This window comes from Pseudomonas koreensis, from assembly GCF_025447595.1.
GTDB lineage: Bacteria > Pseudomonadota > Gammaproteobacteria > Pseudomonadales > Pseudomonadaceae > Aquipseudomonas > Aquipseudomonas koreensis_H.
Genome location: NZ_JAOEJU010000001.1, coordinates 608,377 through 634,967, shown reverse-complemented (window position 1 = coordinate 634,967; position 26,591 = coordinate 608,377). Strand labels below are relative to the sequence as shown.

Annotated in this window: 20 protein-coding genes and 1 tRNA gene; 9 read left to right on the top strand and 12 right to left on the bottom strand. The window is 60.7% G+C overall.

Features of this window, described 5'->3' with window-relative positions:
- Nucleotides 1-154: 154 nt before the first annotated feature.
- Together N8H71_RS02705 and N8H71_RS02700 are read right to left on the bottom strand one after the other, a co-directional pair.
- Nucleotides 155-829 (bottom strand): DUF3313 domain-containing protein, encoded by a 675-nt coding sequence (locus N8H71_RS02705; protein ID WP_262192709.1) that lies wholly within the window; start codon nt 827-829, stop codon nt 155-157.
- Between the two features lie 37 nt (nt 830-866).
- Nucleotides 867-1,178 (bottom strand): hypothetical protein, encoded by a 312-nt coding sequence (locus tag N8H71_RS02700; protein WP_262192708.1) that lies wholly within the window; start codon nt 1,176-1,178, stop codon nt 867-869.
- Between the two features lie 148 nt (nt 1,179-1,326).
- Between N8H71_RS02700 and N8H71_RS02695 the strand changes: the two genes are divergently transcribed.
- The 3 genes from N8H71_RS02695 to N8H71_RS02685 all read left to right on the top strand — a co-directional run bounded on the left by N8H71_RS02695 (nt 1,327) and on the right by N8H71_RS02685 (nt 4,795).
- Nucleotides 1,327-2,052: a response regulator gene (locus tag N8H71_RS02695; protein ID WP_262192707.1), complete on the top strand. Its 726-nt coding sequence runs from the start codon at nt 1,327-1,329 to the stop codon at nt 2,050-2,052.
- A complete protein-coding gene (locus N8H71_RS02690) occupies nt 2,049-3,392 on the top strand; it encodes an ATP-binding protein (protein WP_262192706.1) in 1,344 nt (447 codons plus the stop codon). Before N8H71_RS02695 ends, N8H71_RS02690 begins: the two co-directional genes overlap by 4 nt.
- Before the next feature lie 137 nt (nt 3,393-3,529).
- Nucleotides 3,530-4,795: an OmpP1/FadL family transporter gene (locus tag N8H71_RS02685; RefSeq protein WP_262192957.1), complete on the top strand. Its 1,266-nt coding sequence runs from the start codon at nt 3,530-3,532 to the stop codon at nt 4,793-4,795.
- Between the two features lie 13 nt (nt 4,796-4,808).
- Here the strand turns inward: N8H71_RS02685 and N8H71_RS02680 are convergent, their stop codons facing one another.
- A complete protein-coding gene (locus N8H71_RS02680; protein ID WP_262192704.1) occupies nt 4,809-6,419 on the bottom strand; it encodes a mechanosensitive ion channel family protein in 1,611 nt (536 codons plus the stop codon).
- Between the two features lie 209 nt (nt 6,420-6,628).
- Here N8H71_RS02680 and N8H71_RS02675 point away from each other — a divergent pair, with 209 nt between their 5' ends.
- The 4 genes from N8H71_RS02675 (at nt 6,629) to N8H71_RS02660 (ending at nt 12,320) form a co-directional block, all read left to right on the top strand.
- Nucleotides 6,629-7,447, top strand: coding sequence for a transporter (locus tag N8H71_RS02675; protein ID WP_262192703.1), 819 nt, complete (start codon nt 6,629-6,631; stop codon nt 7,445-7,447).
- A gap of 27 nt (nt 7,448-7,474) precedes the next feature.
- Nucleotides 7,475-9,190 carry a diguanylate cyclase gene (locus tag N8H71_RS02670; RefSeq protein WP_262192702.1) on the top strand — a complete coding sequence of 572 codons (1,716 nt, stop codon included), beginning with the start codon at nt 7,475-7,477 and terminating at the stop codon, nt 9,188-9,190.
- Nucleotides 9,191-9,292: 102 nt separating this feature from the next.
- The gene (locus tag N8H71_RS02665) at nt 9,293-10,747 is read left to right on the top strand and encodes a DUF1254 domain-containing protein (protein ID WP_262192700.1); all 1,455 of its coding nucleotides are present in this window, start codon (nt 9,293-9,295) and stop codon (nt 10,745-10,747) included.
- Nucleotides 10,748-10,829: 82 nt separating this feature from the next.
- On the top strand, nt 10,830-12,320 hold the full coding sequence (locus N8H71_RS02660) for a DUF1254 domain-containing protein (RefSeq protein WP_262192699.1): 1,491 nt from the start codon (nt 10,830-10,832) through the stop codon (nt 12,318-12,320).
- Between the two features lie 44 nt (nt 12,321-12,364).
- Here N8H71_RS02660 and N8H71_RS02655 read toward each other — a convergent pair whose 3' ends face one another.
- On the bottom strand, nt 12,365-13,768 hold the full coding sequence (locus N8H71_RS02655; RefSeq protein ID WP_262192698.1) for a DUF2252 domain-containing protein: 1,404 nt from the start codon (nt 13,766-13,768) through the stop codon (nt 12,365-12,367).
- A gap of 199 nt (nt 13,769-13,967) precedes the next feature.
- Between N8H71_RS02655 and N8H71_RS02650 the strand changes: the two genes are divergently transcribed.
- A complete protein-coding gene (locus N8H71_RS02650; RefSeq protein ID WP_262192696.1) occupies nt 13,968-15,263 on the top strand; it encodes an OprD family porin in 1,296 nt (431 codons plus the stop codon).
- Between the two features lie 117 nt (nt 15,264-15,380).
- On the top strand, nt 15,381-16,892 hold the full coding sequence (locus N8H71_RS02645; RefSeq protein WP_262192695.1) for a hypothetical protein: 1,512 nt from the start codon (nt 15,381-15,383) through the stop codon (nt 16,890-16,892).
- Nucleotides 16,893-16,931: 39 nt separating this feature from the next.
- Here the strand turns inward: N8H71_RS02645 and N8H71_RS02640 are convergent.
- From N8H71_RS02640 to fdnG, 8 genes are all read right to left on the bottom strand, one after another.
- Nucleotides 16,932-17,027 (bottom strand) — tRNA-Sec (locus N8H71_RS02640).
- Nucleotides 17,028-17,033: 6 nt separating this feature from the next.
- Nucleotides 17,034-18,950 carry a selenocysteine-specific translation elongation factor gene (gene selB / locus N8H71_RS02635; RefSeq protein ID WP_262192956.1) on the bottom strand — a complete coding sequence of 639 codons (1,917 nt, stop codon included), beginning with the start codon at nt 18,948-18,950 and terminating at the stop codon, nt 17,034-17,036.
- Nucleotides 18,947-20,353 carry an L-seryl-tRNA(Sec) selenium transferase gene (selA, locus tag N8H71_RS02630; protein ID WP_262192694.1) on the bottom strand — a complete coding sequence of 469 codons (1,407 nt, stop codon included), beginning with the start codon at nt 20,351-20,353 and terminating at the stop codon, nt 18,947-18,949. Before selA ends, selB begins: the two co-directional genes overlap by 4 nt.
- A 106-nt stretch (nt 20,354-20,459) precedes the next feature.
- Entirely contained in the window at nt 20,460-20,723 is a 264-nt protein-coding gene (locus tag N8H71_RS02625) for a hypothetical protein (protein ID WP_262192693.1), read from the bottom strand.
- Between the two features lie 58 nt (nt 20,724-20,781).
- On the bottom strand, nt 20,782-21,708 hold the full coding sequence (gene fdhE / locus N8H71_RS02620) for a formate dehydrogenase accessory protein FdhE (protein ID WP_262192692.1): 927 nt from the start codon (nt 21,706-21,708) through the stop codon (nt 20,782-20,784).
- 3 nt (nt 21,709-21,711) lie between these two features.
- Nucleotides 21,712-22,365, bottom strand: coding sequence for a formate dehydrogenase subunit gamma (locus N8H71_RS02615; RefSeq protein WP_262192690.1), 654 nt, complete (start codon nt 22,363-22,365; stop codon nt 21,712-21,714).
- A complete protein-coding gene (gene fdxH, locus N8H71_RS02610) occupies nt 22,362-23,297 on the bottom strand; it encodes a formate dehydrogenase subunit beta (RefSeq protein WP_262192688.1) in 936 nt (311 codons plus the stop codon). The genes N8H71_RS02615 and fdxH overlap by 4 nt, the downstream gene beginning before the upstream one ends.
- A complete protein-coding gene (gene fdnG, locus N8H71_RS02605) occupies nt 23,298-26,363 on the bottom strand; it encodes a formate dehydrogenase-N subunit alpha (RefSeq protein WP_262192686.1) in 3,066 nt (1,021 codons plus the stop codon).
- Nucleotides 26,364-26,591 lie beyond the last annotated feature (228 nt).

Genomic DNA, 26,591 nt, shown 5'->3' with positions numbered 1-26,591 from the left:
TACCAGAATAGCGCTAAACGAATTGGCCGCCATTATCCGGCTTTTGCGCGTGAAGTCTTGTGGTTTCGAGCAAAGGGCGCTGACCGGTTCAAGGGGGTAATGGTGCCCGGACAGCGCAGTCCCCCCGCTCCTTGCCGGTCATCATTCGGCTGCATCAGCCACGTTTGAGCGCGGCTACATACGATTGGCTCAAATCGGTGGCCCAGCCATCGAGCACTTTCTTGACGTTATCCGCCGTCAGCACCTGCTTGTCGTTTTCCAGCGGTACTCCCCTGCCCTTGCGAACGACCTCTGCGACGACCTCACCGGTCGCGCCGTCTTCGAACGACACTTCAGTGGTGATCTCGCTGTCCTGGTCGCGAATGCCGGTGGTGGTACTCACCCCGGCCGCCACCAGTGTGACCGGCAGCCATTCGTAAAACCGCAAGCCCTGGGTACTGGTGGCGACCCGCGTGATGGCCGGCTTCACGATCAGCGTGTTCGGACCGGGTCTGGAGGCCAGCGTTACGACCTTGCCCAGTTCGAGTCTGAGCGCCGCGTCGTAGTATCCGGTCACGCCCGCCAGGGTGCTCTGGGGAATTCGTCCAGAGGGCTGCAGCTTCGGATAATACTGGCTCGGCTCAATGTAGACGCGGGTGTACCGGGCCCTGGCCAGGTTCGGGCTGATCCAGCTCGATACCGTCTGCCCCGAAGGCGTCTGCTGCTCCTTCAATAAGCTGTAATTCTTCAAGAAACCGGAATGCATCTCGGGAGAAACCTTTTTGCTGCTGCACGCCGACAGGCTGACGGTGGCGGCGAACAATAGCGCCAGTGAGCGATTGCGACTCATCAGTACGTTCCTTAGGCGCTGGATAGCGCCGATGTGCTCATGCACGTGCGCGGATAGACGGGGTATTTTCTGAACACTCGATACGCAACTGGCCGTGAGTGATGATCCAGTGGATGAGTTCGGTCGTTGGAATCGTGTTGATGTACTCGACCCAATGAGCGCCGCTGGGGCTGTAACGCTCGAAGTAGCGGCGCAGGACGAGCTGGCTCTGATCGAGCGCCAGCCCCAGGCACGTTTCCTGAAAAAGGATGGGTGTTTCCTTACCCGGTGCGGTCGTGCTTTGGGTCAGGATCAATGGGCGCACGGCGCCGTGGTCTCGAGTGGTATAGCTGCTGTACATGTCCTTCATGTGAGCCCCCTTGGATGGAATGTCCGCAGAGTGCCGCAGGTTTTTTGCCCGACGATGTCCGGCTGATGTCAGCCATGAACAAATGTTGCTTGATTGAAATAAATGACCCCGACGTCGAAATGGTTTTAGATGCGCCTTTTTTGGGTTCATGGATCCTGCAAACGTGAACAGACTGTTGGTCGTCGATGACGACGTGGAAATCCTTTCCCTGCTGAAGAAGTTCTTCGTTCAGCATGCCTATGAGGTCGAAGTGGCCGCCCATGGCGAGGCCATGTGGGCGGCCATTGCCCGGGTGCGCCCGGACACGATCATTCTCGACGTGATGTTGCCCGGCGAGAGTGGCCTGAGCCTGTGTCAGAAAATCAGGGCGCAGACAGGGATTCCGATCATCATGCTGACCGCGATGGCTGAACTGAGTGACCGCATCGTCGGCCTGGAACTCGGCGCGGACGACTACCTCACCAAGCCCTTCGCGCCTCAGGAATTGCTGGCCCGGGTGCGGGCCCTGCAACGTCGCGCAGGCCAGCAGAACAGTTCCGGTGGCGAGCACTCGCGGCCGATCCTGACCTTCGCCGGCTGGCACCTGGATATCACCTGCCGGGAGCTGCGCTCGCCCGACGGCGTGATGATCCCGATGTCCGGTGGGGAATTCGATCTCTTGGTGGTGTTTCTGGAACATCCCCAGCGCATTCTGACCCGCGAGCAATTGATCGACCTGACCCGTGGCCAGGGCCACGATGCGTTTGATCGCAGCATCGACGTGCAGGTCAGCCGCTTGCGGCGCAAGATCGAACCCGACAGCAAGCGCCCGGACCTGATTCGCACCGTGCGCAACGGGGGCTATATGTTCACGGCCAAGGTCGGTCGCTCATGATTGGCCGGATCCTGCGACGCGACACCCTCAGCCGGCGTATCGCCTTGACGATTCTCGCGGCCATGCTGGCGTCGCTGAGCCTCAATGCCTTGTTCGTGCAGGTGGCGGGGATCTGGGCCCGTCCGCCCATCGAGCGCACCGGTTTGCTGGAGCAGATCGCAGCCACCACGCGGGTGATCGAGGCCGCGCCCGCTGAACTGCGTGCGCAATTGGCGACGGCGGCCAGCAGCCCGGCGCTTGACGTGGTCTGGCACGCCCGGCGCATCGACTTCCATTTGCCCGGCGACGGCTCGCCGGTCGAGACCGCAAAGGTGCCCGCGCTCCGACAATTGCTCGGCGATGAGCGTGAAATCGAAGTGTTCAATCCTGACGACTGGCCGCAAGGCAATGCCAACGCCCATTACGTAGCCCTCGTACCGCTGATCGACGGCAGCTGGCTGTCGTTCACCCCGCCCGAACGTAGTTGGGGCTTGAGCATGAACGCCCGGATCGCGGTGATCGTTGCGCTGGGGCTGGTCGCTACGCTGCTGGTCGCCTGGATTGCCACCCGCCAACTGGCGCATCCATTGCAGCGGTTTGCCAGCGCCGCGCGGCGTTTTGGCGGCGATCTGAAGGCTCCACCCATCGAAATCGAAGGCCCGCATGAAATTCGTCAGGCGATCATCGCCTTCAACGCGATGCAGGCGCAGATCCAGCACTTCATCGGTGAGCGCACGCACATGCTGGCCTCCATCTCCCATGATTTGCGGGCGCCGCTGACCCGGATGCGCTTGCGTAGCGAGTTCATGGAAGATCTGGATCATCAGCACAAACTGATTCGCGACATCGAAGAGATGCAATCGATGATCAACGCTGCCCTGGCGTTTTTCCGCGAAGACACACAACCCGAGCCGTCAACCGCGTTCGATCTGTCGGAGTTGCTGCAGACCATCATCGATGACTACCGCGACCAGCACATCGAGATCGGCTTCACAGGGCCGGCGCACCTGGTCTATTACGGCCGTCCGCTGGGCATCAAACGCGTGATCGTCAATCTGCTGGAAAACGCCGTGAAGTATGGCCAGCGCCCCTGTACCACGCTGAGTAGCGACGCCCACTCGATCTGCATCGAAGTCAGCGACGAGGGACCGGGCATTCCCGAAGAGGCACTGGAGCGGGTATTCGATCCCTTCCTGCGCCTCGAAACCTCGCGAAATCGCGAGACCGGCGGTGTCGGGCTCGGTCTCTCGTCTGCACGTGCGATTACGCGTGAACAGGGTGGAGACCTGACGCTGAGCAATCGCAAAGGCTCAGGTTTGATCGCACGCATCGAACTGCCTCGGGACACGGACAGGAACTGACGCCGCAAATTTGCCGAATCCCTGCACGCTTCTATTCTCATCTGAATTCGAATCGTCCCGGAGTCGGCCTCATGCCTGTCACGAACGTTTGTCGTCTCGAATCAAAGCCTGTGGCGCGCTCGCCAGTGCGCGCCGGCATGACGCTCCTGGGCCTTGCCGGTCTGCTCACCACAAGCCTTTCGGCCCAGGCCGGCGGGATCATGATTTACGAGGCGGGACACGAAGGCACAGGGCTGGCGAACGCCGGGTCTGCGGTACTGGCCACCGATCCCAGCGTGCTGATGACCAACCCGGCGGGCATCAGCCAGTTGGCCGGGACACAGGTCAACTTCAATGCTCAGGTGATCCTCGGTGACCTGACGTTTTCGCGCGACAGCAACAACACCTTCGGTGGCAACGAGGGCGGCAACGCCCTGAAGTATCTGCCGGGCAGCAGCTTTTTCATCAGCCATCAACTCGACGAGCGCTCCTCGGTCGGCTTCGGCATGTACGGAAACTTCGGCCTGGCGCTGGATTATGACGATGACTGGGCCGGGCGTTACTTCACCCAGGAATCGGCGATCATCGGCGTTTCGTTCCAGCCCACCTATGCCTACCGGATTACCGATGATCTTTCGGTCGGCATCGGCCCGCGTTTCATGCTGGGTTATTTCCGCACCGAAGTGGCGGTCAACAACAATGTCCTCGGGCTGGGCAACGCCGAGGACGGTCAGTTGCGCTACAAGGACACCGACTGGGGCACCGGCGTCAACGTCGGTCTGCTCTACAACCTGAACGAGCGGACGAAGCTCGGGCTTGCCTACACCAGCCGCATCAAGCTTGAGTTCGAAGACAAACCGGACCTGAAGAACATCACCAACCCCCTGCTCCGCCTGGCGCTTAACCGTCTCGATGCCGATCAGTTGAGCATTGATATGAATGTGCCGCAGACCGTCACCGCCAGCCTGTCCTATCAGCTCGATCCGCAGTGGACATTGCTGGGCAGCCTCGGCTGGCAGGACTGGAGCGATTTCGGCAAGGTAGGCGTTGAAATCGACACTGATACCGCCTCCACTTCCAGAACCGCCGACCGCCAATACAAGGACACCTGGCATGTCTCGCTGGGTGCGCAAAATCAGATCAGCCCCAAACTGCGCTGGAATGTCGGTGTTGCGTATGACTCGTCCGCGGTCGATGACAAGGACCGCACCGTCGACAACCCGATGAACGAGTCATGGCGCCTGGCGACCGGTTTCAACTACGCCCTGCAGGAAGACCTCGACGTTCACATGAGTTACACCCTGATCTGGCTGGGCGACATGGAGGTGCAGCAGACCAAGGCGCGTTCCGGCGGTTCGGTCTCGGGCGAATACGCGAATGCTGCGCTGCATGTGATTGGTGGCGGTCTGGTCTGGCGTTTTTAGGGCCAGATGCCTGTCAGGGTTCCTTGGGCTCCTGCGCCGGCGCCTGAAACCATTTGTCCTTCGGTACACGCTTTTCTTCTTCGGGGTCGCCCAGATAATGCGGCGACATGATCTGTACGCCGTATTCGTTGAACACATCCTGAATATTGGCGTGCAACATGCTCAGCAGCACTGCGCGGGGGCGAGGCTGACTCGGAATGGCTTGCGCCACCAGACGATATTCGGGATAGAAATCCGACAGCGCAGTCTGGAACACCTGAGCGGGCGGGTCTTCGAGCACGCCGGGCGTGCGCCGTGCGGCTTCCAGCAACATCGCCTCGACCTGCCGCCAGGGCGTGTCGTAACCGATGGTCACCACCGTGTCGACCACGTAACCCGGCCCCTGCACTGTGCGTGAATAGTTCTTGGTGACGGTGCCGGTAATCATCGAATTGGGCAGTGTCAGCACCTCCCCCAATCCCGTGCGGATGCTGGTGGTGAACATGCCGAGTTCCGTCACTGTGCCTTCGTATTCGCCGATACGCACGAACTCGCCGGGGCGCAGGGTTCGGGTGTAGGTCAGGATCAGACCGGCGGCGGCCTGCCCGACTACGCTGGTGGCGCCCAGGGAAATCATCAGGCCGATCAGTACCGAAAGCCCTTTGAAGGCATCCGTACCGGCTCCCGGCAGATACGGATAAGCCATCGCCAGGGCAAACAGCCAGATGGCCAGCGACGTCAGGCGTTGGGTCGGTTGCAGGGTTTCCTGGTTCAGCCAGTTGAACGTGCCCGGTGTCGCCATGCGCCTGAGCATCCGGCGGCTGAACGCCGTGGCGCCTCGGGCAATGAAAAAGATCGCCAGCGCCACGCCCAGCCCCGGTATGGCGCCGATGATGGCTTGCAGCAGATAACCCGCTACCTCGAACAGGTAATTGTTGAGGCTTTCTCCCCACGGTCGCGTGTAGGGAAAACACGACAGGACAAAACCCAGCCACTCATACGTCAGCAACAGAATCACCAGCCAGCGCAACAACCAGAGCACCCGGATCACCAGCGGATACAGGTAGTTGGCGTCCATCACCGGAATCGGCCCGACTTTCAGCGCTCGGGTGTGCCGCTGCATCAACTCCGGCAGTCGTTTGAGCCAGCGACGCTGCAGCCAGGCAATACCCCACAGCAACACGACGTAAATGGCGGTTGCAATGGCTGCAGCGCCGAGCGCACGCAACATCAGATGCAGGCTTCGCGCTTCGCGGGTTTCCGCAACCACTTGCCGCAGCTTTTCCGCTGCGCCCTCTGCGGCCAGCGATACCGAGGCGTAATCGAGGCTGTCGACGTCATCGGGGGAAACGATAAAGGCGCGCTTGCTGCCCAGCAGGACAAGGTAGTTGTCTTGCATCGGGGCAACGGTTACGGCGGGATCGTTCGACTCGTCCAGCGCTTCGGCAATGACGGCTTTGGCCCGTTTGACCCGCGATGCGGGTGCTTCGCCCAACAGCGTGGCGCGGAACACCTGAATGGTGCGGTTGGCGACCTTCAGTTCGGCCGTCTCCCCCACCGGTCTGGCGTTGTCCTCGGCCCATGAAGCACTCGCCAAAAGCACACTGAAAACGATCATCAACCACGCAGGCAACCGGCTCCGCATGTGTCAGTTCCTTACGTCGGGGGGATACAGATCGCAGCGTAGTTCAGCGCCCAAGGGTTGTCAGATCTGGCCGTTCAGCCGATAGCCGCCGGATTCGTGACGCAAAACACACCGGCGCAGCGGACGAAACGGTTTTTGCCGCCTACGCTGGTTTGGGGACAAAAAGTTCCGGGGGCAGTGCGTCGGCGCCAGCCGGCCAAGGGGAAAAGATGCGTGCGCAGGCAACCGTTACGTTTGCAGTGGTGTCGCTGATCGGGTCGTCGCAAGCCACTTTGGCATGGGCCGACGACTCTGCCGAACTGGCAAAACAGGCGCTCAATCCCGTCGCCGCCATGTACAGCCTGCCCATCCAGTACAACTGGGATCAAAAAATGGGGCCCAGTGGCGAGGGCATGCACAGCGTCACCAATATTCAACCGGTGTTGCCGTTTACCCTGAACGAAGACTGGAACCTGATTTCCCGCACCATCCTGCCGGTGATCGACCAGCACGGACTGGCACCCGGTGGTGTTGCCGACAAGTCCGGTGTGGGCGATGTCACCCAGAGCTTTTTCTTTTCCCCCAAACAGCCGACACACAGCGGCTGGATTCTCGGTGCCGGCCCTGCCCTGTTGATTCCCACCGGCAGTGATGAATTGCTGAGCAGCGAGCAATGGGCGCTGGGACCAACGGTGGTGGCGCTCAAACAATCCAATGGCTGGACACGCGGCATCCTGGCCAATCATCTCTGGGGACTGGAAGGCAGTCCGGCGGATGACAAGGAAAAGGTCAACCAGACTTTCCTCCAGCCGTTCTTCTCGTACACCAACCACCAATTCACCACTTATGGCATCAACACCGAGTCGACCTACAACTGGCAATCACGGGAATGGTCGGTGCCGATCAACCTGACCGTCACCCAGTTGCTGAAAATCGACGGCCACCCGCTGACGGTTCAGGCCGGCCCGCGTTACTGGGCTGATACCGCGAAGGATGGCCCACAAGGCTGGGGCTTTCGTGTGGCGGTCACCTTTCTGTTCCCTCGATAACGGCGCGTCGCCCCAAGGAGCTGGCCAGTGCTGAGTCAATTGCCCATCCACAGTGAAACGGCACCGAGGCGAATTGTCATCGCCTGCTTTGTCGCGTTTTTTGTGGTGACCGTGGTCCTCGCCGCCCGGCAATACTGGGTGCTGTATGAGCGTGAACTGGAAACTCGTCAACACAGCCTTCAACTGCAAGCCATCGCCATCGATACTGCCATTTCGACCCACAAGAAACAGTTGCTGACGTTGCGCAATTCGGCCGAGCGCATCCTGCTAAACGAACACAATGACCCACCGGGGGCACACCCTCCCCCGGCTTTTCAAGCGATTGCGACAGAGCAAGGGCACTCCTTGCTGGGTTTGTCGGTTCCGCCCGACGATGCACCGGTCAGGGCGCTGGATGACGCCGGAGTGCTGTCGATTCCCGGCCTGATCCGCGAGCACCGTCAGTTTTCCGAAGACACCCGGATGGCGCTGATCATGAGTCAAATCCTGCCGGAGGTGCATCAGATCAACGTTGATCTGACGAACATCTTCTTCCTGTCCACCTCAGGGCTGGTCGTGGCCTATCCGGCGATCCGGGACGATCAGATCGAAACTGCACTGCAACAGTTCGCCGCCTCGAAAGTGATGAGTGAGGCCCCGAAACAGCCGGAGGATTTCGAGACCGCCGTGCGTGTCGTCAAGGAAGGCCTGGTCCCCGGCGGTACGCAATTGTCCCTGAGTACCCCGGTGGTGGTGAATGGCATTCTTCGTGGTGCCATCGTCTTTGTCGTGCCCCAGCAACGACTCCAGCAATACATGATCAAGACCACGCCCTCCGATGCCCTGCACGCATTGCTCGACGAACACGGGACGCTGATTGCCTCCAGCGAGCCAGACTTTACGGCGGCAGACGAGGATGGATTGCAGACCCTGACGGCAACCCCTGCTGCACTTTCCATGGCGACGTTGTTTCAGAAGCGTTCCGGGGTCATCACCACAGAGTCCGGCCTGTTGCTCTATCAACAGTTGCCGAACTCGCGCCTGATGCTGGTCAACCTGTTGTCCGGGGCGACCCTGCGTTGGTCCGTGATCGCCCAGTTCAGCACTGTGTTCTTCTTTGTGTGGGCGTTGCTCGGGATGTTGATGGTCATGACCCTGGTGATTGTCGACCGCCTGCTCAAGGGACAGATCGCGCTGAATGCCCAACTGCGAGATCTGGGACTTCGGGACCCGTTGACTCAACTGGCCAACCGCCGCCGCTTGACATCCGATGTCGGGGCGTTGATCGCTGGTTCTGATGCGACACAGCCGATTTCACTGCTGATGTTCGACATCGACAAATTCAAGAGCATCAATGATCGCTGGGGCCATTCGGCCGGCGACGAAGTGCTCAAGCATCTGGCAACCGTGTGTCGAGCGTCCGTGCGGGCGCAGGATCTGGTTTCGCGCTACGGCGGTGAAGAGTTCTGCATCCTGCTGCCCGGCATGAGCCTGGCCGAGGCCACCCGTCGCGCCGAATCATTGCGTCAGACCATTGCCGAGTCGGTGTGCGTTCTGGACGACAGCGTCTTGCTGGCCACGGCGCCTTCCAAAGAGGTGCGCCTGACGGTTTCGATCGGTGTGGCCGAGTTCCACGCCGATCACTGCACGGGCCTTGAGAGCCTGGTCGCCACCGCCGACCGACGCCTGTATGCCGCCAAGCACAATGGCAGGAATCAAGTGATCTGCACGGATAACACCCTGGCAGCCGCAGCTCCGGGGTAGCGAAGTCGTAAAGAACCAGCAGGCAATAACGGTGCTTCGGTCGAATGTGAAGACCGCAGCGTTTCCATTGAGTCGTAAGGAATCACGCCAATGAATCCAGCAATGAAACTGCTTTCGTCCGCCATGCTCATGGCATCCCTGACTTCGGTGCCGCTTGTGCAGGCCGCGCAGGAAACCTCATCCCCGTCGCCGGTCACGCTGCCAGCGTCGGGTGTGCTGATGCATCCCGAGTACGTCAAAGCCATTGCGCGCATGGCCTACCTGTGGGGTTGGCCGATGATCAACATGATCAATCGCAATGACACCATCACCAGGGCGCCTCATCCAGGACTGCTCGGCGGCATTCTGCCGGTGGCACCGCTCGGTCAGTTGGGCATGCTGCATGACTACATCACCCCCGACGAAACGTTTGTCACGTGCCCGAACCAGGACGTGGTCTACGGCCTTGGCTTTTTCTCTCTCGATGAGGAACCGGTGATCGCCCAGGTGCCTGATTTCGGCGACCGTTTCTGGGTTTACTCGATCTACGATCAGCGGACCGATCAAGTGGGTGAACTGGGCAAGGCCTATGCCAGCAAGCCTGGTTTCTATCTGTTGGTGGGGCCCAACTGGAAAGGCGAAAAACCCGAGGGTGTTGAGGCGATCATCCGCAGTCCGACGGCGCTGACGAATGCCATCCCGCGCATTTTCATGGATGACACCAAAGAAGACCGCGCAGCCATTCAGGAAAAACTCAATCAGGTCGCCTTCTACCCGCTCAAGGATTTCGACGGGAAGATGAAAACCATCGACTGGAAAAACACTCCGGACATTCCGAATCCCAACGCCGGCAAGGCCAGCGGCGGCGAAACCAAATGGGTGATTCCGGAGAAGTTCTTCGATCAATTCCCGAGGGTGCTGGAGACAGTTCCGCCACTGCCGGGCGAAGAGGCGCTTTATGGTCAGTTCCGCCTGTTGATGGAGGCCGCCGAAAAAGATCCCGCCATCAAGAAACTGCTGGTGCAGACCGCCATCGACAGCGAGAAAGAAATCATCAAGCCGTTTTTCGAGTGGAAGCACAATGGCCGGCCAGCCGGCAACGGCTGGAACCGCTCGACCAACAACGCACAGTTCGGCGTTGACTACTTCAACCGGACCGGCACCGCCAAGTCGAACATGTTCGACAACCGCCCGACCGAGACCCAGTACTTCTACACGGACTTCGACAATCAGGGCGCGCAACTCAACGGCAATCACAGCTACGAGGTGACGTTTGCCGCCGGCCAGGAACCTCCGGTGAATGGCTTCTGGTCGCTGACCCTGTACAACGAAAAACACCTTTTCAGTGCCAACAAGCTCAATCGCTACTCGTTGGGCACCAAGAACAAGGACCTCAAGCGCAATGCCGATGGTTCGCTGACGCTCTACGTCGGTCCCGTTTCGCCGGGCAAGGACAAGGAAACCAACTGGCTGCCGTCACCCAAGGAGTCGATCTCGCTGTACATCCGCGCCTATTGGGGCAAAGAGGCGATTCTGGACGGTAGCTGGCAGCCGCCGGTGATCAAGAAAATCAAGTAAAGCCCAGAGGTTCCAGCCGTCTGCGGACGGCTGGAATGAATGCCATTCACACCAGAATCGTCCGGTCTTTGAGGCAAACATCATGATCCTTCATCGCATACGCACGGCAACCGCCGCCTGTCTGATCGGCAGCACAACGCTGCTCGCCCTGCCCGCCTTCGCTGCCGAACCGGCTGCGCCTCCGCTGCTCAAACAAATCAACAACGGCAACTGGCTGCCAAATGACGAAGCGGAAAAACTGCGCGACGAGCTCTATTACCAGAACGCCATACACGCCTACATCGCCATGCTGCCGGCGCTGAACACCATCGGCCTGCGTGATGGTTCGCAAGCCGCCTTTGGTAAGGGGTACAACGTTCTTCCGATCTGGAAGGACCGCATGGACAGTCGCGCCTGGGTGCCGACGCCCAATGCCGACGTCATTTACTCAATGAGCTATCTGGATCTGAAAGAAACCGGCCCGCTTGTGGTGGCCGCACCACCCAACGTGATCGGGATGTTCACCGATTTCTTCCAGCGCACCCTCACCGACGTCGGCGCCATCGGCCCGGACAGGGCTCGTGGCGGCCTTTATCTGCTGCTGCCACCCGACTACGACGGTGAAATTCCCAAAGGCTACTTTGCGTTCAAGTCACCCACCTACAACGTGTTCCTGTTCTTTCGCACCATCATGAAACCCGGTGACAAAGGCCCGGATCCGAAGCCGGCAGTGCAGACCGCCGAGCGAACCCGCGTCTATCCGTTGTGGGCGATGGAGAAAGACGTCAAACCGATGGAATTCCCCAATGCCAGTGGCAAGCATCTCGACATGATGTATCCCGTCGACAACAGCTATTGGGACAAACTCAAGGCGTTCGTCGATTACGAACCGGTCTCGGCGATCGACCCTTCCGACCGCGGCGGGTTGGCGGCCATCGGCATCATCAAGGGGCAGCCGTTCAACCCAACGGACAAACAGAAAGCGTTGCTCAAGCAAGCGGTCGAGACCGCGCCGAAAATGATCCTCGCCCAGCGTCAGCTTGGTCGGCCGGATGAGCGCACTCGCTACTACAAGGATCGTCAGTACCTGAACACTTGGGCGGGCGGCACTGCCGACTGGCAACAGGAAAGTTATCGGGACGTCAGCCAGCGAGCGGCGTATTTCCAGATCGCTTACTCCTCGGCCCCGGCCATGGTGATGCGTACGCTTGATCAGGGCTCGAAATACCCGTTTGCCACTCGTGATGCCGACGGCGACTTCCTCGATGGCGGCAAACAATACAAATTGCACCTGCCGCCAAACCCGCCGGCCAAGCTGTTCTGGGCGGTTACGGCCTACAACATCACCGACGGCACCATGCCGGAAACACCGCAGTTGCTGCCGTCGATCAATGGCTTCAACAAGGTGAAAACCAATAGCGACGGATCCATCGACATCTACTTCGGGCCGAACAAGTCGGCCAATGTCGACGATTCCAATTTCATCCAGACAATCAGCGGCCGCAACTTCCTGGCGGCGGTGCGCCTGTATGGCACTGGCGTCGAGTTCTACGACCAGACCTGGAAACCGGATGATGTGGTGAAGGTGAAATAGGCCCGTGAACAAAGACCGCCCTGTGTCCTTATGGCGGTCTTTGTTTATTCCTCCTCGTAGAGCACCTTCACTCGACCGGCCCTGGCGGCTTTCAACAACACGTCATGATCGCGCACGGTCTGGTCGGCATACCGCAGGGCAAAGGTTCCCAGTGCTTCATCGAATGCCTCGCCCTTGCCCAGATAACCGGTAATGGTCGCCGCATCGCCTGATTTGGCGTGGGCGCGAGCCAGCGTCAGGCCGCAGAAGTCGGCGTAACGCTCCAGTTGGGTCGCGTTGATGTTTTCCAGCGGCACCGACAGTTTCATGTCGCGCAATTGCCTGACAAAGAAGTCGTAGCCGGCAGGTCCACGCGCCCAGCCCAGGAATATGTCGCTGGACGATTGCATCAGGCGCTGCCCCATCACTACACGCTGCCCCTGATTGTCGTAACGGCACCTGCCGGCGTAGGGTTCGAGCACGGATTGGCAGGACTCCTTGAACTGGAGAATCAGCGGGTGATTTTCCTCGGAGAACAGCAAGGCGATGTAGCAACGCGTTCCGACACTGCCGATACCCACGACTTTGAGTGCCGCATCCACCAGCCGATAACGATCGAGCAGCACCTTGCGTTCATCGGACAGGCTCTGACGGTAGGCCGCCAGTCCCTTGCGCACACGCTCCATGAAATGCGGCTCCGGCACATGCTGGATCACCGGCGGCTGGTCGACGATTCGCGGTTGCCCGGCCACTTGCTCGGCAATTTTCGGGAAGACGCTTTCCATCACCCGTTCGCGAGCCCGGTCGAACAATTGCTGGCGGAACTTGCGGGTTTTTTCATCGGGTGACTCGTCCAGCAACGTCTGTGCATCGAGCCGGGAGTACCAGACCTCCAGCGGGCTCATTTTCGAGTAGGCCCGCAGATGTTCGCGATACGCTCGAGTGCAGGCGACGGCGATTTCCCGGGCGCGGGCATCGGCAGCGCCGCCGTCTCGTGCAGCGACCGCAAAACTGGCCGCGAGCCGTTTGATGTCCCACTCCCAGGGCGCAGGCAGGGTTTCGTCAAAGTCGTTGAGGTCGAAGATCAGATTGCGCTCAGGCGTCGCGAACAGCCCGAAGTTGAGCAAATGGCAGTCGCCGCAAGCCTGCACCGACACGCCGATGTTCGGCCCTTTGGCCAAATCATGCGCCATCAGGGCAGCAGAACCGCGCAGAAAGGTGAACGGGCTGCGCAACATTCGGCCATAGCGGATAGGCACCAGCTCGCTCAACCGGTCACGGTTGGACTTGCCAAGAATGGCGATCACGTCCCGCTGTCGCCCCGGCGATTTCCATTCGGCATGGGATTCGCGGGGAATCTGTTTGCGAAGCTGCTTTCCGCGGGCCATACGCTCCTCCCGGGAACGGAACACCGGGCTGGACTCTGCGGTAGCGGCTTTCTTGCGCGACGGTTTCTTCTGGGAAGTCATGATGTGGTTGTCACCCCTGAGCGGGAAATGATCTGAACGCTGCTCCTACAATCTAGATCAACTCCCCCGATTCAACCTGTGCCGTAGCATGACTTTCAGAGGTCGTTCGGAACGGGCAACTCAGCACATCAGCTCAATCGTGAAGGGATCAATCTGCGCCAACATCCGGCTACTTTTCGCCATAGCCGGTCCATGACACATGAAAGGTTTTCCGCAGCCGCGATTTACGCTGGCTTTATTGCTGTGCGGCATGGCCGACGCGGCTCTCGCCAGTGGTTTTCTCGATGACGCCAAAGGCGAAGTGCTCAGCCGCAACTTCTACCTGAGCAACGACTATCGCTCGCCATCACCTGCGGGAAAGAACTACAAACAGGAGTGGGCTCAAGGGTTTATCGGTACTTTCGCATCCGGTTTCACGGAGGGAACAGTTGGATTCGGGCTTGATGCCCACGCGTTTTATGGCCTGAAACTCGACGGCGGCAAGGGCCATTCCGGCACGGGGCTGCTGCCGGTAGACAGCGATGGTCGCAGCGAGAGCAACTACTCCAGCGCCGGCGCAGCGCTGAAACTCAAGACGTCGAAAACCACCGTCGCCTTCGGTGAAATGACCGTGGAAACCCCGGTGTTCGATACCTCCGACAAGCGCCTGCAACCCGAATACGCCACCGGTTTTCTGCTCGACAGCCATGAAATCGACAACGCGCGCCTGGTGGCCGGGCGTTTCACCGCGTTCAAGAATCAGGACAGCTCATCCGGCAAAGGCGACTTTCAGGGTTACGGCGCCAGCACCGAAGGTGAAAACATCAGTTTCATCGGTACCGATCTGTTCAGTGACCGTCCCGTGGGTGGCGCACTCTACGCCTCCGACCTGAGCGACACCTGGCGCCAGTACTATGCGAACCTGCACTTCAAGCAGTCCGGACTGTTCCTCGACGCCAATGTCTATCACACCCGCGATACCGGCCAGGCACTGGCGGGCGAGATCGATAACACGGCGTTCAGCCTCTCGGGCAAATACACCTTCGGTGCCCACGCGGTGATGCTCGGCTGGCAGCGCATCAATGGCGACACACCTTTCGATTTCGTCGGGGGCGATTCGATCTACCTTGCCAACTCGATCAAATACGCGGACTTCAACGGCGCCCATGAGCGCTCATGGCAAGCGCGTTACGATCTGGATCTGGGCGCGTTCGGCATTCCTGGCCTGAATTTCATGACTCGCTACGTCGCCGGCAGCCACATCGATGGCACTCATGCGCCCAAGGGCGGAGCCTACAACCCGTTCGATGCCGACAGCGGTGACTATCAGCCGCAACAAGGCGACGGTGGCAAACATTGGGAACGCGATATCGATCTGCGTTACATCGTCCAGTCCGGTGCCGCCAAGGACCTTTCGGTGCAGTTGTCCCACGTCTCGCACCGGGCCAACAGCGCTCAGGCCGGTGATGACATCGACCGGATCTACGTGGTGATTCAGTACCCGCTGGGGTTTTGACCGTTCAACAGGGCGTCATCGGCATACAGCGTTTTGTGGAGAAAACACTACGCTGTCATGACTGACAGTCGTCTTGTCACTGCCTGGTGTTTCAGTCATCTGCCGGGAGTCTGAACAATGAACCCTCATTTTCGCCGTGAAGGTATTGAATATCCTCGACCATCCTTTCCGTTTGAGGTTTACGCCCGCTTCGATCATGTAGAAGCCAGCGCCAATTCACAGAATGTGATGCTGGCCTTCGATCTTGTCGACAAAGCCTGGTTGGACGGTCAGGGACAGAGCGACCCTTTGTTTCATCCCGACAGTGCCCGATCCAGAAAAGCCTGGGATGACTGGAAGCGAAAAGGATTGTGGAGCACGCGCAATCCTTTTGATTCGATGCCGATGTACAGGCTTGAACTTGAATTACCTGCCACTCAGGGCTTTTTCGGCGAGAGTGCCTTCAACACACAGAAAGCGTTCTCGATGCGCAGTGCTGCCGGTGAACTGGAGCGCAAGTGGTTTGAACTCTGTATCTCCAGCCATCATCAGCGAGATAGCGAGCCAGCCAGTCTGTATCCAGGTCTGTTTGCTGCTCCCCTCACGGTTTTTGTCCAGGGAAAAATGCCGTCGAGGCAAAGGGGTGAAGCACTGTCTGCCATTTTTTCCCTCGATCACTTGCCGTCGATATCCACCGCCGATCTGGAAGCCGAACTGGCGGGGAAATCTGCCGATCTGCTGGCGGTATACGACGTAGGCCAGGGCAATGCCAATGCACTCTTGTCGACGGTGAAATATGGTGCGCCAGGCGTACCGACGCTGTATTACGATCTTGGCGCCGGTGTATACCGAAACCGGCGTACCACTCCGAAGTCGCTGGTGTTCTGTTTCAGCGAAAAACCGACGATCCTGCTGTCCCATTGGGACGCCGATCACTGGGGAGGCGCTTACGCGTCCATGATCAAAAGCGCCTACCCCGCGTTGAAACGCAAGTGGATCGCACCCCATCAGCCTGTTGGCCCGGTACATATCGCTTTCGCCCACGACGTTCTGGCAAACGGTGGCACATTTTTTACTTATTCCATCAAGGCGGATGTAGGTTCTATTCCGTTAGCCCAGGGAAGGAACGCCAGATTCACCTTGGGCGACGGCCCCGACCGCAATGGCACCGGTCTTGTGTTGACAGTCGAGGAGCCGGATCATGCGCCCCGCAGGTGCTGGCTGCTGACCGGCGACTGCGATTACCTTTACTTCGACAGTAAACTGAATCCTTACCCTCCCGTGGGATTGGTCGCTCCTCATCATGGCGCGGATCTGGATCCTGCCTCTGTTGTCCCGAAGCCACCGGATAACGTCATTTACAAGCGACTGGCCTACTCCTTCGGTCGTGATAACCGACACGGCCAGAACAACGTTCAGCACCCGACTTCCAAAGGAATGTCCGCGCACAACAGCGCCGACTGGGATCATCAATACTGGGATCCGTTGAACCCGGGTGAGCCCTCCCCGGGGGGTGATGTTCTGGCGACTTGTGAACATACCCCGGGGAATTTCCGGGGCGGAGCCTTGATCGGGTGGGATGCACAACCTGCCATCGCCAACGCCCCGTGCCAAGGTAAAAACTGCGGCGTACCGCTGACCCAGAGCTAGTGGGCGAATCCCCGGCAGGGTCATCGCTCGAAGCAAAACTGGCGGAAGGCAGCCGGAGTCGAACCTGCCCGGGAACGGATGCCGTCCCCAACCGGGTTTGAAGCCCGGCCGCGCCACCGGGCGCGATTGCCTTCCTTGAACTCAATCTGCGCCGGGACTGGCCAGCGCATTGTCGAAACGGATCTGTCGGCTGTTGCCCACACGCCGGGTCAGGCCGAGACGGTCGAAGTATTCGAGGAACTGAATACTGCGTTTGCGTCCCAAGCCTAGCGCATCGCGGAACGCTGTCACTTCGATCTGCCGATTTTCTTCGGCCAGACGCAACAGCACGGCTGCCATTTGCCGCAGCGTGATGTCGGTGACAAACAAGTCACGCACCACCTGATGCATCACGCCCAGCCGCGCCAACTTGCGCAACAGCAGCCTGACGGTAGCGTCGTCCTGACCGACAACGCTTGCAACGTCGCGCACCCACGGCGGATCGAACCCCGCCTGTTCGAACAGCGGTTGCAGCGCTTGCCAGAGGATTTCGTCATCGGCATTCAGGCGCACCTGATGGTCGGGCAAATGCAGCCACGGGCCGCTGGCGATGAGTTGGCCGGCGCCGCGTAGTTCTTCCAGCAGACTGATGTACGTCGAGCGCTCGATGCTCAACCCGCTGAAACGCCGCAACCGGTCACGATCCGGGCCCATCTGGTCGGGTTCCAGCTCATGGAAACGCGCCAATTGCTCCAGCAGCGTGAACTTGAGCATGCCCCAGCGCTGGGCATTGAACAGCACCGGCCCCTGGCGGGTTTCGATCAGCCGAACGTTTTCCGGCAGTCGCCAGTCCTCACGCAGGCGATTGAACTGACGCTCAATACGCTGCGGATCGAGGCCGCTTTCACTGTGCTCGAGTAAGGTCGGCAAGGCCTGTTCGAGATCGGAGCTGATGGCCAGCGCCCGCAACTGCGCCAGCCGCTCCGGGCTGCGGCGATGACGCGCCGGGGCGAACGGGTCGAGTACGCGGCCACCACCGAGGGTCCGTTGGGCACTGGGATCGCGCAGAATCAGACAATCGCCCTTGACGCCATGCACCGGCATGTTTGTCAGCAATTGCGCGAGCATTCGCTCGCCGGGTGCCAGGCTGGGGCCTTCCAGCAAGGCGACGCGGGCGATGACATCCTGCGTCCCCAAGTGCAGATGCACGGGCTGGAAATGTCCGAACGTTCGCTCGCCCGGTAACAGCCGGAATTCGATGTCCAGTCGTTGGGTCGGTGCGTGCAGCCATTCGGCCAACAGCCATTGACCGCGATGGATCTGTTTGGGGTCCAGGCGTTCGGCGCTAATGTTCAACGCCACGCGCTGGCCGGCGAACGCCTGCTCGGCCGTCTGGTTTTGCGCATGCAGGCCTCTGACCCGTACGGACTTGCCCGAGGGTTCCAGGCTCAGCTTGTCCCCTACCCTGACCGAGCCGGACAACGCCGTGCCCGTCACCACAAGCCCGGCGCCGGCGACCGTGAATGCCCGGTCGATCGCCAGGCGAAAACCGCCTTCGCGACTGCGTGCCTGCACCTCGCCTTGCGCATGCAGCAAAGCCTGCCGCAGTGCGTCGATACCCTCGCCCGTCACGCTGGAAACCGCCATCAGTGGCGCGCCCGCGTAAGGTCCCGATGCCAGCAGAACTTCAACCTGCCGGTGAACCTCCTCCACCCTGCCCGGCTCGACCCGATCGCATTTGGTGATCGCCACCAGCGCCCGTGGGATGCCCAGCAGTTCGACTATCGCCAGATGCTCGCGGGTTTGCGGCATCACGCCGTCATCGGCCGCCACCACCAGCAACACCAGATCGATGCCATGCGCACCGGCAAGCATGTTGTGGGTGAACTTCTCGTGGCCCGGTACGTCGATGAAACCGGTAAGCCCCGCACCGGGCGCCAGTTCCGCGTATAGATAACCAAGGTCGATGGTCATGCCCCGTTCGCGCTCCTGCGGACGGCGATCGCCGGTTTGCCCGGTCAGGGCCTGGAGCAGCGAAGTCTTGCCGTGATCGATGTGCCCGGCCGTGCCGACAATCATGTCTGCAATTGCCCGAGCTGGGCGAGCCACGCGGACTCGTCGTCGAGTTGCCGCAGATCCAGCCACAGCGCGTCATCGTCGATGCGCCCAAGCACCGGAATCGGCAGTGCGCGCAAGGCACTTTCCAGATTGAGCAGGCAACGTCCACGCAGGCGTTTCGATACCTGCGGGCGCAGGCAAAGCGCTGCGCTCGGCAGGCGCGCTACAGGCTGGCTGCCGCTGCCGATCATGCCCAATGCCGGTACGGCGCTGACAACCCAGGCATCGCCCAACACCCTGGACAAGGCCGGTTGCAGGCGTTCGGCCTGGGCCAGAATATCGGCCTGCGGCCGGGTCAGCAGGCGCAGGCTCGGCAACCGTTCGGCCAGCCGGTCCGGATCGCGATACAGGCCAAGCACCGCTTCCAGCGCGGCCAGCGTCAACTTGTCGACCCGCAATGCCCGTTTCAGCGGGTTCTTCTTGATCTTCGCAATCAAGTCCTTGCGCCCGACAATCACCCCGGCCTGTGGCCCGCCGAGCAGCTTGTCGCCACTGAACGTGACGATGTCGGCGCCATCGAGCAGCGCCTGACGCACCGTCGGCTCCGCCGGCAACCCCCAGCGCGTCAGGTCGAGCAGACTGCCGCTGCCGAGGTCTTCGAGCAGCGGCAAGCCATGACGATGGGCGAGTTCGGCCAGTTCCGATGTCGGCACACGTGCAGTAAATCCTTCGATGCTGTAGTTGCTCGCATGCACGCGCATGATCAAACCGCTGCGCGGGCTGATTGCAGCCTCGTAATCGCGGGCATGGGTGCGGTTGGTGGTGCCGACTTCATGTAGGCGCACGCCAGCGCGGGCCATGATGTCGGGGATACGGAAGGCGCCGCCGATTTCGATCAGCTCGCCTCGGGAAATGATCCCTTCCTTGCGCGCACCGAGGCTGTTGAGGGTCAGCAGCACGGCAGCGGCATTGTTATTGACCACGGTCACGGCTTCAGCGCCGGTCAGTTCGCGGATCAAGCCTTGGATCAGGTCATCGCGGTCGCCGCGTTTGCCGCTGGCCAGGTCGAACTCCAGATTCAGCGGGTAACGTGCCGCGAGTTGCACGGCTTCGATGGCTTCATCGGGCAACAAGGCGCGACCGAGATTGGTGTGCAGCACGGTGCCGGTCAGGTTGAACACCCGGCGCACGTGGCTGCGCTGCTGCATTGCCAAACGCTCGCTGACCCGGCCGGCGAGCACATCAGGACTGATTTCAATGGCGCTGAATGGTCTTTCCAGCAGGTTCGCGCGCAACTCCTCCAGCAACTGGCGCAAGCACGCGAGCAGTGCTTCTCGCCCATAGCGTTCGGCGAGCGGCTGGCAGGCCGGGGCACGCAATAAGCTGTCGATGGAGGGTAACTGCCGGGCAACACTTACGGACATCAGGCACTCCAGAAAAACAGATGGTCACCGGCCCTCGATTCGAAGGCTCGCCCGTTGATGGTAGACCACAGGCCTGAAACCCTGATGCAGACGTTCGTTTACCCCCTCAATATTTGATGTCGCGGGCCGTACGTCGATTGTCTTGTTTGGTGCTGCGTTTGTCCTGGCGGCACTCGACGTTGCTTTTGTCGCTGCCGCGTCGGCACACATCCTTGGTCTGCCGCGCATCGGAGCGCCCCTCCTGACGGACATCCCGGGCTTCACGGCGACGTTCACCGCGTTCGGTCGAGTCAACGACCGGCGAAGCGAACTGCGCACCCGTCGCGATCAACAGCATGGCTAACATCATCAGGCTGCGTTTGCGGTTCATGAGCGTACTCCTCTGTCAGAAGTCGAACATGTGCGGATCGATACCTGCTGCTGCCCACTTATTCATCACCCGGCGCGAGCAGCAGATTTGGCGCCAGACGCTGATAACCGTCCTGAGCCAGTCGCATGTCCAGCAGCAGGCTGCTCAAATCCGCCGACAACGCCTCACCGTCCGCATCGTTTTCCAGGTAAAGCAATTTCAGATAGCTGTTACAGCTCGGGCAGACCTCCGCTCGCAACGGCGCCTGATTGGCGGCATGACGATCATCCTCAAGGCTCAGATACTCAAGTCCTTTGCTTTGCTCGCAGTACACGCACTTGACCCGCACCACATGCCATTCGCAGGCGCACAGCGAACACGCCAGATAACGCAGGCCGTTGTGCTTGCCGCGATGGCGGATCACCCCGGCCATGGCCGGCGAGCCACAGGCCGGGCACTGGCTGAGACTGTCGCCGGGTGTCAGTTGCAGGCTCGGTGCGCTGAGCAGCCAGTGACTCCACGCCGCTTGCAACGCCGCCCCGAGAAACGGCACCAGCGCCGCCGGCACCAGCGAGTACTGGCCGCTGACCAGCGCCACGGCCCAGGCCCGCAACTGGCCGGGGCTGGCGATGCGCAGTGTGGTCACGGCTTCGACCACCGCCGGTTGCTCGGGAGCGAGATAACGCTGGAGCAACGCCTCCAGATAAAGCTGCCAGGTGTCCTCGCGTATCAGGGTGTCGGCGGCGAACGGCGGCATGCCGTGTTGTCGGCAGACTTCCAGGCGCTGTTCATCAAGCGGCGCGGTCGAGGGCGGATCATCGAGAATCTGCTGCTGGACATGGCACAACCCGGCGATCAAATGCAGGTAATCGGCCAGCGGATGCCCGTCGGCCAAATGCTCCAGACGCTGGGCCCGCAGTGTGAACAGGTTATGCGGCGGCAGGTGCAGAAACGGCGGTGAACTGGCCGCCGCTTCGATTTCTCCGGGTTCAAGAATGGTTGGCAAATCTCAGCCCTTTTTCGTGACCGGTCGCTCTGGCGGATCTTTGCTCTCCACCTCGCGATACCAGAGTGCATGGTGTTTTCTGGCCCAGGCGCGGCTGACCCAGCCGTGCATCATCGCGTCCACCGAGCCCTTGATCCAGATCCCGGCGTAGATGTGCACGATGATGCTCAGGATCAGCACAAACCCCGCCAGTGCGTGCAGCAACATGGCCCAGCGGATCGTGGTGATGCCGAAGTAATGACTGAAATACGCGCGCCAGATCACCAGTCCCGTGAACAGCAATCCGAGCATGCACAGCAGTAAAGTCCAGAACAGCAGCTTTTGCCCGGCGTTGTATTTGCCCACCGCCGGCACGGTCTCCTCGTCGTTGACCAGCACCCGGTCGATGCGTCGCAGCCATTTCCAGTCGTTGTCGATAAAGAAGTTCGAGCGCCAGAAGCGAAACACCAGGCCAACGAAGAACACGAACATCAGCACGCCCATGAACGGGTGCAGGATTCGCGTCCACGGCCCGCCACCAAACAGGTTTGTCAGCCAGAACATCGACGGATGAAACAGCGCCAGTCCCGACAGCCCGGCCATGAAGAACAGAATCGCCACCAGCCAGTGATTGGTGCGCTGATTGGCGGTGTAGCGCAGGATCGTCTTGTTGCTCATGGCCGGCCCTCCCCGCGTGGGTCGAAGGTGTGCACCGCCGGATCGACGACGTGCACCGAGGTGTCGGGCGGTTCGGGATGTTCATCTTCCTCGACCCGGTTCGGGCCGATCCGCACGTAATGGAAGAACCCGGCCAACACTGCCGCGCCCATGGCCAGCAGGCCAAGCGGTTTGCTGATGCCTTTCCACAGACCCACCAGCGGGCTGATTGCCGGACTTTCCGGCAGGCCGGCGTAGATCTTCGGCGTGTCCGCGTGGTGCAGCACGTACATGACGTGGGTGCCGCCGACGCCTTCAGGGTCGTAGAGACCGGCGTTGTCGAAGCCACGGCTTTTCAGATCGACAATGCGTTCGGCGGCGTGGGTCTTCATGTCGTCCTTGGTGCCGAACACGATGGCCCCGGTCGGGCAGGTTTTCACACAGGCCGGCTCCAGCCCCACCGCCACCCGGTCCGAACACAGGGTGCATTTGTAGGCCTTGTGATCCTTCTGCGAAATGCGCGGAATGTTGAACGGGCAACCGGTGATGCAATAACCACAACCGATGCAGTGATCCTGATCAAAATCGACGATGCCGTTGGCGTGTTTGATGATCGCCCCCGGGCTCGGGCACGCCGCCAGGCAACCGGGCTCGGCGCAGTGCATGCAGCCATCCTTGCGGATCAGCCATTCGAGGTTGCCGGCGTCGGTTTCGTGCTCGGTGAAGCGCATCAGCGTCCACGAATCGGCGCTCAGGTCCTGCGGGTTGTCATAGGTGCCGTGGTTGTGGCCGACCTCGTCGCGCAATTCGTTCCATTCCGAGCACGCGACCTGGCAGGCCTTGCAGCCGATGCATTTGGTGGTGTCGATCAGCTTGGCGACTTCCTCCTGATTGCGCACCGAGGGTGCCGGGGTCGTGGTGGCCGAGCGGGCAATGATGTCTTGGCTGGCCATTTATAGTTTCTCCACGTTGACCAGGAATGACTTGGATTCCGGGGTCTGTGTATTGCCATCGCCGAGGAACGGCACCAGGGTGTTGGTCAGGTAACCGTGACGCGTCAGGCCGGTGAAACCCCAGTGCAACGGAATGCCGATCTGGTGCACCACCTGATTGTTGACCTGCAACGGCCGGATCCTTTTGGTCACCACCGCCACCGCTTCAATGAACCCGCGCTTGCTGCTGACCCGCACCCGGTCGCCGGCCACGATGCCCTTCTCTTTGGCCAGCACTTCGCCGATTTCCACGAACTGCTCGGGCTGGGCAATCGCGTTCAACTTGCAGTGCTTGCTCCAGAAGTGGAAATGCTCGGTCAGCCGGTAGCTGGTGGCGGCGTATGGGTAATCCTTGGCCACGCCGAGGCTGTCCCACACCGAATCGAAGATCCGCGCCGCCGGGTTGCTGGTGGCTTTCTTGTTGTCCGGGTGCAGCGGGTTGATGCCGATCGGCGTTTCGAACGGCTCGTAATGCTCGGGGAATGGCCCTTCGTTCATCTTGTCGACGGCGAAGAACCGCGCCACGCCTTCGGGGTTCATGATGAACGGGTTCATCCCGGCTTCCGGCGGCATGTCGGCCTTGTAGTCCGGCACATCGGTGCCGCCCCAGGCCTTGCCGTTCCACCACACCAGGCGTTTTTTCGGATCCCAGGGTTTGCCGGCGACGTCCGCCGAAGCACGGTTGTACAGAATGCGCCGGTTGGCCGGCCAGGCCCACGCCCAGCCCTGATGCTGGTGCATGCCGTAAGGGTCGTTGTTGTCGCGGCGGGCCATCTGGTTGCCGGCTTCGGTCCAGCTGCCACAGAAAATCCAGCAGCCGGACGCGGTGCTGCCGTCATCCTTGAGCTGAGCGAACCCGGCCAGTTGCGAATTGCCCTTGATCGCCGCGCCAGTGGCGTCGGTGAAATCGGTGGTGGCGTAGCCGTTGACCTCTTTGGCGATCTCTTCCGGCGAGGGTTCCTCGGCGATCTTGTACGGCCACGACAGTTTCAACAGCGGATCGGCGAATTTGCCGCCCTCGGCCTGATAGCGCTCACGCAGGCGCAGGAACAGTGCGCTCATGATCTGCACGTCGGTACGCGACTCGCCGGGGCCGTCGGCGCCTTTCCAGTGCCATTGCAGCCAGCGGCTGCTGTTGACCAGCGAGCCGTCCTCTTCGGCAAAGCACGTCGTTGGCAGACGAATCACTTCGGTCTGGATGTCGGCGCTCTTCACATCGTTGAACGGCCCGACATGTTCCCAGAACTGCGAGGTTTCGGTGGCCAGCGGGTCCATCACCACCAGCCATTTGAGCTTGGCCAGTGCCGCCATCACCCTGTTTTTGTCCGGTAGCGCGGCAATCGGGTTGAAGCCCTGGCACATGTAGCCGTTAACCTTGCCCTGCCCCATCAGATCGAACACCTTGAGGATGTCGTAGTTGGGGATGTCGAGTTTCGGCAGGTAGTTGTAGGCCCACTGGTTCTCGGCGGTGGCATTGGCGCCGTACCAGGCTTTCATCAGGCTGACGTGGAACTTGCTGTAGTTCTGCCAGTAGGACAATTGCCCCGGCCGCAGCGGAACCTGCGTGCGTTTCTTGATGTAGGCGTTGTAGTCCTGCTCCATGTCGGTGGGCAGGGTCAGGTAACCCGGCAGCGCGTTGGACAGCAGGCCGAGGTCGGTCAGGCCCTGAATGTTAGAGTGCCCGCGCAAGGCATTGACCCCGCCGCCGGGCATGCCGACGTTGCCCAACAACAGTTGCACCATCGCCGCGCTGCGAATGATCTGCGAGCCGATCGAGTGCTGGGTCCAGCCCAGCGCATAGAGAATGGTCATGGTCTTGCCCGGGGTCGAGCAAGTGGCGATCTCCTCCCAGATTTTCTGCATGGCATCGACCGGCATGCCGCAGATCTGGCTCGCCAGGTCGATGTTGTAGCGGCTGTAATGCTGCTTCATCAGCTGATAGACGCAACGCGGGTCCTGCAGGGTCGGGTCGACTTTGACGAAGCCGTCCTCGCCCAGTTCGTAACCCCAGGTGGATTTGTCGGTGTAGCTGCGCTTGGCCGCGTCGTAACCGGTGAACAATCCGTCCTCGAAGCCGAACCCGGCTTTGACGATGAACGACACGTCGGTGTAATTGCGCACGTATTCGTGCTGGATCTTGTCCTCGGTCAGCAGGTAATTGATCAGCCCGCCCATGAACGCGATGTCGCTGCCGGTGCGAATCGGCGCGTAGTAATCGGCCACGGACGCGGTCCGGGTAAACCTCGGATCGACCACAATCAGCCGCGCGGCATTGTGCGCCTTGGCTTCGGTCACCCATTTGAAGCCACAAGGGTGGGCTTCTGCTGCGTTGCCACCCATCACCAGGATCAGATTCGCGTTGGCGATATCGGTCCAGGTGTTGGTCATGGCTCCACGGCCGTACGTCGGGGCAAGACTTGCCACCGTCGGGCCGTGTCAGACACGCGCCTGGTTATCGAACCCCAGCATGCCCAGACTGCGAACCACCTTGTGGGTGATGTAGCCCGCTTCGTTGGACGCTGCCGACGCTGCGAGAAAACCGGTGGTCAGCCAGCGATTCACCGTCTGCCCTTGGGCGTTCTGCTCGACGAAATTGGCGTCGCGGTCGGCCTTCATCAGGTCGGCGACGCGGTCGAGTGCTTCGTCCCAGCTGATCCGGGTCCATTCGCTGCTGCCGGGTTTGCGCACCTGCGGGTACTGCAAGCGGCCGGGGCTGTGAATGAAGTCCAAAAGGCCCGCGCCTTTCGGGCACAAAGTGCCGCGGTTGACCGGGTGGTCGGCGTCGCCCTCGATATGAATGATGTTTTGCGCAACGTTCTTCGCGGCATCGCCCTGGCTGTACATGATCAAGCCGCAACCGACCGAGCAATACGGGCAGGTGTTGCGGGTTTCATGGGTGTGGGCAAGCTTGAAGTGGCGCACCTGCTCGGCGAAGGCCAGCGTCGGGGCCATGCCCAACGCGCCCAGGCTAGAGCCTGCAAGGCCGATACCGGCGACCTTGAAGAACTGACGACGGCTGAGATCCATCGTGCACTCCTGATCAGGTGGACCCGGTACTTGTGCCGGGTTTGTTCTGGACAATCACGGTTGCGGCAGACGAGTGCCGACCTTTTCACTGTAGACAACGCCCCCGCCGCCTGTGTGAAAACCGACCGTCGGCCGTTTGTCGGATCACCACCTCCCTGTGGGAGCGAGCTTGCTCGCGAAAAGCGGTGTGTCATTCAAGCCTGACCAGACGCATTCGCGAGCAAGCTC

Bases quoted from the DNA above. Each gene is read 5' to 3' on its own strand.
- N8H71_RS02685 (WP_262192957.1), top strand. From the start codon at position 3,530: ATGACGCTCCTGGGCCTTGCCGGTCTGCTCACCACAAGCCTTTCGGCC.
- N8H71_RS02660 (WP_262192699.1), top strand. From the start codon at position 10,830: ATGATCCTTCATCGCATACGCACGGCAACCGCCGCCTGTCTGATCGGC.
- N8H71_RS02690 (WP_262192706.1), top strand. From the start codon at position 2,049: ATGATTGGCCGGATCCTGCGACGCGACACCCTCAGCCGGCGTATCGCC.
- fdxH (WP_262192688.1), bottom strand. From the start codon at position 23,297: ATGGCCAGCCAAGACATCATTGCCCGCTCGGCCACCACGACCCCGGCA.
- N8H71_RS02675 (WP_262192703.1), top strand. From the start codon at position 6,629: ATGCGTGCGCAGGCAACCGTTACGTTTGCAGTGGTGTCGCTGATCGGG.
- selA (WP_262192694.1), bottom strand. From the start codon at position 20,353: ATGTCCGTAAGTGTTGCCCGGCAGTTACCCTCCATCGACAGCTTATTG.
- selB (WP_262192956.1), bottom strand. From the start codon at position 18,950: ATGATTGTCGGCACGGCCGGGCACATCGATCACGGCAAGACTTCGCTG.
- N8H71_RS02705 (WP_262192709.1), bottom strand. From the start codon at position 829: ATGAGTCGCAATCGCTCACTGGCGCTATTGTTCGCCGCCACCGTCAGC.
- N8H71_RS02650 (WP_262192696.1), top strand. From the start codon at position 13,968: ATGAAAGGTTTTCCGCAGCCGCGATTTACGCTGGCTTTATTGCTGTGC.
- N8H71_RS02645 (WP_262192695.1), top strand. From the start codon at position 15,381: ATGAACCCTCATTTTCGCCGTGAAGGTATTGAATATCCTCGACCATCC.
- N8H71_RS02625 (WP_262192693.1), bottom strand. From the start codon at position 20,723: ATGAACCGCAAACGCAGCCTGATGATGTTAGCCATGCTGTTGATCGCG.
- N8H71_RS02700 (WP_262192708.1), bottom strand. From the start codon at position 1,178: ATGAAGGACATGTACAGCAGCTATACCACTCGAGACCACGGCGCCGTG.
- N8H71_RS02665 (WP_262192700.1), top strand. From the start codon at position 9,293: ATGAAACTGCTTTCGTCCGCCATGCTCATGGCATCCCTGACTTCGGTG.
- N8H71_RS02655 (WP_262192698.1), bottom strand. From the start codon at position 13,768: ATGACTTCCCAGAAGAAACCGTCGCGCAAGAAAGCCGCTACCGCAGAG.
- N8H71_RS02695 (WP_262192707.1), top strand. From the start codon at position 1,327: ATGGATCCTGCAAACGTGAACAGACTGTTGGTCGTCGATGACGACGTG.
- N8H71_RS02615 (WP_262192690.1), bottom strand. From the start codon at position 22,365: ATGAGCAACAAGACGATCCTGCGCTACACCGCCAATCAGCGCACCAAT.
- N8H71_RS02680 (WP_262192704.1), bottom strand. From the start codon at position 6,419: ATGCGGAGCCGGTTGCCTGCGTGGTTGATGATCGTTTTCAGTGTGCTT.